This is a genomic window from Streptomyces durbertensis, from assembly GCF_014156695.1.
In the GTDB taxonomy this organism is placed as follows: Bacteria; Actinomycetota; Actinomycetes; order Streptomycetales; family Streptomycetaceae; genus Streptomyces; species Streptomyces durbertensis.
Window position 1 is genome coordinate 1 of the sequence record NZ_WMLF01000439.1, and the last position, 4,516, is coordinate 4,516.

Consider the following 4,516-nt stretch of genomic DNA (forward strand, 5'->3'; position numbering starts at 1 on the left):
GTACGGGCCGGCGGGGGCGGGTGCGGACCACCGGTGGCACCGGCGTGCGGGGCGCGCAACGGGGGCGTGCGTGGCCGGTTCGGTGCCGGGCGCACGCCGGCATGTGCCAGGCGCACGCACCGAATCAACTGCTTCACCTGCGACCTGTACAACCTGTTACCGCGTGGGTACATACCGGATATGGCCATTCCGATAACCGCGAGCAGGCTGTTGACGGCCCTCAGGAACGAGGGACTGACCGTCGTGGAGGTGGGCAACTGGCGTACACACAACAGGAATCACAAGGGTGCCTGGGGTCAGGTCAACGGGGTGATGATCCATCACACGGTGACCTCCGGCGCGGCGCGCACGGTGCGGCTGTGCCGGGACGGCTACCCGGGGCTGCCGGGGCCGCTGTGCCACGGGGTGATCACCAAGGACGGGCGGGTGCACCTGGTCGGGCACGGCAGGGCGAACCACGCCGGCCTCGGTGACAGCAACGTGCTGCGGGCGGTGATCGCCGAGAAGCGTCCGCCGCCACCGTCCAGACACGACACCGACGGGAACGCCCGGTTCTACGGCTTCGAGTGCGAGAACCTGGGCGACGGCAAGGACCCGTGGCCGGAGGCGCAGTTGGACGCCGTCGCCCGGGCGTCCGCGGCGATCTGCCGCTTTCACCGCTGGAACGAGTGGTCGGTGATAGGCCATCTCCAGTGGACCAACCAGAAGATAGACCCGCGCGGCTTCACCATGGACAGCATGCGCGAGCGCATCAGGAAGCGCCTGTCCTGACGGCCCGCGGGTGAGCCGGGCGCGTGCCCCGGGCGCGGGCGCGCGAGAATCGGGGGATGACCCGTTCCGCGCCGTCCGCGCCTCCCCCACCGCCGGACGGCGCCGCCCCCGACCCGACCGGCGTGCCGGACGGCGGGCCGGCAGGTCCCGAAGGGCTGGGGCGGCCCCGGCTGCCGTCGCCGCTGCAGGAGGTGCGGGAGCCGGCCTTCGAGCGTCGCGGACTGCGGCTCCTGCTCAAGCGGGACGACCTGATCCACCCCCTGGTGGGCGGCAACAAGTGGCGCAAGCTCGCGCCGAACCTGCGGGCCGCCGCCGAGTCCGGCGCGCCCGCGCTGCTGACCTTCGGCGGCGCCTACTCCAACCACCTCCGGGCCACGGCCGCGGCCGGCCGGCTGCTCGGCCTGCCCACGATCGGTGTCGTACGGGGCGACGAGCTGGCCGACCGGCCGCTGAACCCCTCGCTGGCCCACTGCCGCGCGGACGGCATGCGGCTGTGGTTCGTGACCCGGGCCGAGTACCGAAGGCGCCGGGAGGAGGCGTGGCTGGCGGAGCTGCGGGAGCGCTTCGGGCCGGTGTACGTCGTCCCGGAGGGCGGCAGCAACACGGCGGCGGTCGAGGGCTGTGTGGCGCTCGGCGAGGAACTGCGCGGCCTGGCGGACGTCGCCGCCGTCGCGTGCGGTACGGGCGGCACGCTGGCCGGGATGGCGGCCGGCGGTCCCCCGGCGGTGGGGGTGCCGGTGCTGCGCGGCGGCTTCCTCGCGGCGGAGGTGCGCGGGCTCCAGGAGGAGGCGTTCGGCGCGCCGCGCGGTGACTGGCGGCTGGCGGAGGGCTTCCACTTCGGCGGGTACGCGCGCACCGCGCCGGAGCTGACCCGCTTCGCCGACGACTTCGAGCAGCGGCACGGCGTCGCGGTGGAGCGGGTGTACGTCGCGAAGCTGCTGTACGCGCTGACCGCGCTCGCGGAGACGGGCGACCTGCCGCCCGGCGCGGCGGTCGCGGCGGTGGTCACCGGCGCGCCCGACCCGCTCACCGGGCCCTGACGCCCACCCCGACCACTCCTCGGGGGGCCGGCGGGACTGGCGGTGCTGTCAGTGCCGGTGCCTATAGTGCGAGGCATGATCCGTACTGCCACTCCCGAGGACGTTCCGGCGATCCACGCCATGATCCGCGAACTCGCGGAGTACGAGCGTGCGCTGGAGCACGCCCGCGCGACCCCGGAGCAGCTGCGCCGGGCCCTGTTCGGCGAGCATCCGGCCGTGTTCGCGCTGATCGCGGAGGAGGAGACGGAACAGGGTCCGGAGCCGGTGGGCTTCGCGCTCTGGTTCCGCAACTTCTCCACCTGGACGGGCACGCACGGCGTCTACCTCGAGGACCTGTACGTGCGTCCGCAGGCGCGCGGCGGCGGCCACGGGCGGGCGCTGCTCGCGGAGCTGGCGCGGATATGCGTCGAGCGCGGCTATGAGCGGTTCGAGTGGTGGGTACTTGACTGGAACGAGCCCTCCATCGGCTTCTACAAGTCGCTGGGCGCGGAGCCCATGGACGAGTGGACGGTGTTCCGACTGACCGGAGAGCCGCTGCGGGCGCTGGCCGGACAGCGCGGGGAGTCACCCGAGATGAACGCTCCGTAGTCGTCGCGGAATTGATACCAACCGACCCCTAGCCACGCACAGTGTATGTGTGTTTACTATGGGTGACGTTCACGGTAGGGGGCGCCAGCGACCAACCAGGCGACAGCATGCGGCGGATCGCGATAGCGTCGCAGCTGAACCGGCTGCCACGGTCACGGCCCGGGTCGCCGTCGCGGGAAGAAGCGGCGTCCACCCGGTCACCCGGCACCGTGTCGGCTCCACCAGTTTGTGTCGCCTTGGAGGTGAGGGTGTCCCAGAACGTAGGTGGGGAGGAGGACTTCGTCGAGGTCCGACTGCCCGCGGCGGGTGCCTATCTTTCGGTGCTGCGGACGGCGACGGCCGGCCTCGCGGCGCGTTTGGACTTCACCCTCGACGAGATCGAGGATCTGCGCATCGCGGTCGACGAGGCCTGCGCGATCCTGCTCCAGCAAGCAGTGCCGGGCAGCGTGCTGAGCTGCGTGTTCAAGCTTGTCGGAGACTCACTGAGAGTGACGGTGTCCGCCCCGACGACGGACGGTCGCGCACCGGAGCGCGACACCTTCGCCTGGACGGTGCTCTCCGCGCTGGCCGGCGAGGTCGACTCCGCGGTCGCCGAGGACCGCACGGTCAGCATCAGCCTGCACAAGAAGCGCGGCGCGGCCCCAGGATCATCGTGACCGATGCCAAGGGGCCAGGAGCGGACGAGGGGGCCGGTATGAACGACCTGGATCGTGACGCGGCACTCGGCCGCCATGAGATGGCGGTCGATCCCGCGATTCCGGAGCAGCAGGCCCGGCCGCATCCGGCCGACCCCGGTCAGCGAGCGGAGCGGGCGGAGCCCATGGAGGAGAGTCGGCGCGGCAACGGCCGCGGCGGCCGGCAGCACCCGGCCGATCCGCACGACCGCGCCGCCGCCAGGGCGCTGTTCGTCGAGCTGCGCGGGCTGCCGGTCGGGTCGCCGGAGCGTGCCGAGCTGCGCAACCGGCTGGTGCGGATGCACCTGCCGCTGGTCGAGCACCTGGCGCGCCGCTTCCGCAACCGCGGCGAACCGCTCGACGATCTGACGCAGGTCGCGACGATCGGGCTGATCAAGTCCGTGGACCGGTTCGACCCGGACCGGGGGGTGGAGTTCTCCACCTACGCGACGCCCACGGTCGTCGGTGAGATCAAACGGCACTTCCGTGACAAGGGCTGGGCGGTGCGGGTGCCGCGCCGGCTCCAGGAACTGCGGCTGTCGCTCGCGACGGCCACCGCGGAGCTGTCCCAGCAGCACGGCCGGGCGCCGACGGTCCACGAGCTGGCCCAGCGGCTGTCCATCTCCGAGGAGGATGTGCTGGAGGGCCTGGAGTCGGCGAACGCCTACAGCACGCTCTCCCTGGACGTGCCGGACACCGACGACGAGTCCCCCGCGGTCGCCGACACCCTCGGCGCGGAGGACGACGCGCTGGAGGGCGTGGAGTACCGGGAGTCCCTCAAGCCGCTGCTGGAGGAGCTGCCGCCGCGGGAGAAGAAGATCCTGCTGCTCCGCTTCTTCGGGAACATGACCCAGTCGCAGATCGCGCAGGAGGTCGGCATCTCCCAGATGCACGTCTCGCGGCTGCTCGCGCGCACTCTCGCGCAGTTGCGGGAGAAGCTGCTGGTGGAGGAGTAGTCACCAGGAGCGGCTTCCTCATCGCTTTTTGGGACCCGCCCGGCGGCCCACCGGCCCGCCCGGCGGGTCCCGTGTTCTCCGGGTTGGTCAGACGTCCCGGTCGGCGCCCGGCTCGACGCGCAGCACGGCGTGCGCGCTGGGGTGGAAGAGGCAGACCAGCACCGCGACGGCCACGGCGGCCAGCGCCAGCCCGGCGGGGAACCAGGCACCCTCGCTGCCCGCCATCTGCCAGCCCACCGGCAGGGCGAGCAGTTGCAGGAAGATCGCCGGGCCCCGGCTCCAGCGGCTCAGCCGCCACAGCCCGCGCGCGGTGCCCAGCGGCAGCAGGGCGACGACCAGCATGGTCACCGCGCCGGTGACGGCCTGGGTGACGCTGTCCGGCTTGTCGCCGGCCAGCAGCAGCCCGAGCATCACCAGGCCGAAGGCGGCCAGCGCCAGGCCCTGGAGTGCGACCAGCGCGGCGGCGACGGTGACCCGGGTCGGCCGC

At 72.6% G+C, this 4,516-nt stretch carries 6 protein-coding genes; 5 read left to right on the plus strand and 1 reads right to left on the minus strand.

What is annotated here, in order from left to right; genetic code table 11:
* Window positions 1–180: 180 nt before the first annotated feature.
* From GL263_RS22185 to GL263_RS22205, 5 genes are all read left to right on the plus strand, one after another.
* The gene (locus GL263_RS22185; RefSeq protein WP_182857512.1) at window positions 181–771 is read left to right on the plus strand and encodes an N-acetylmuramoyl-L-alanine amidase; all 591 of its coding nucleotides are present in this window, start codon (window positions 181–183) and stop codon (window positions 769–771) included.
* A 56-nt stretch (window positions 772–827) separates the two neighbouring features.
* On the plus strand, window positions 828–1,811 hold the full coding sequence (locus GL263_RS22190; protein WP_182857513.1) for a 1-aminocyclopropane-1-carboxylate deaminase/D-cysteine desulfhydrase: 984 nt from the start codon (window positions 828–830) through the stop codon (window positions 1,809–1,811).
* 75 nt (window positions 1,812–1,886) lie between these two features.
* Window positions 1,887–2,399: a GNAT family N-acetyltransferase gene (locus tag GL263_RS22195; protein ID WP_182857514.1), complete on the plus strand. Its 513-nt coding sequence runs from the start codon at window positions 1,887–1,889 to the stop codon at window positions 2,397–2,399.
* 242 nt (window positions 2,400–2,641) lie between these two features.
* Window positions 2,642–3,055, plus strand: a complete 414-nt coding sequence (locus tag GL263_RS22200; RefSeq protein ID WP_438947990.1) for an ATP-binding protein — start codon at window positions 2,642–2,644, stop codon at window positions 3,053–3,055.
* Complete coding sequence (locus GL263_RS22205) at window positions 2,944–4,029, plus strand: RNA polymerase sigma factor SigF (RefSeq protein WP_438947991.1); 1,086 nt, start codon at window positions 2,944–2,946, stop codon at window positions 4,027–4,029. The genes GL263_RS22200 and GL263_RS22205 overlap by 112 nt, the downstream gene beginning before the upstream one ends.
* Window positions 4,030–4,116: 87 nt before the next feature.
* On the opposite strand, the gene GL263_RS22210 is transcribed toward GL263_RS22205, so the two are convergent.
* The coding region (locus GL263_RS22210; RefSeq protein WP_182857517.1) for a hypothetical protein at window positions 4,117–4,516 on the minus strand (400 nt) is incomplete at its 5' end.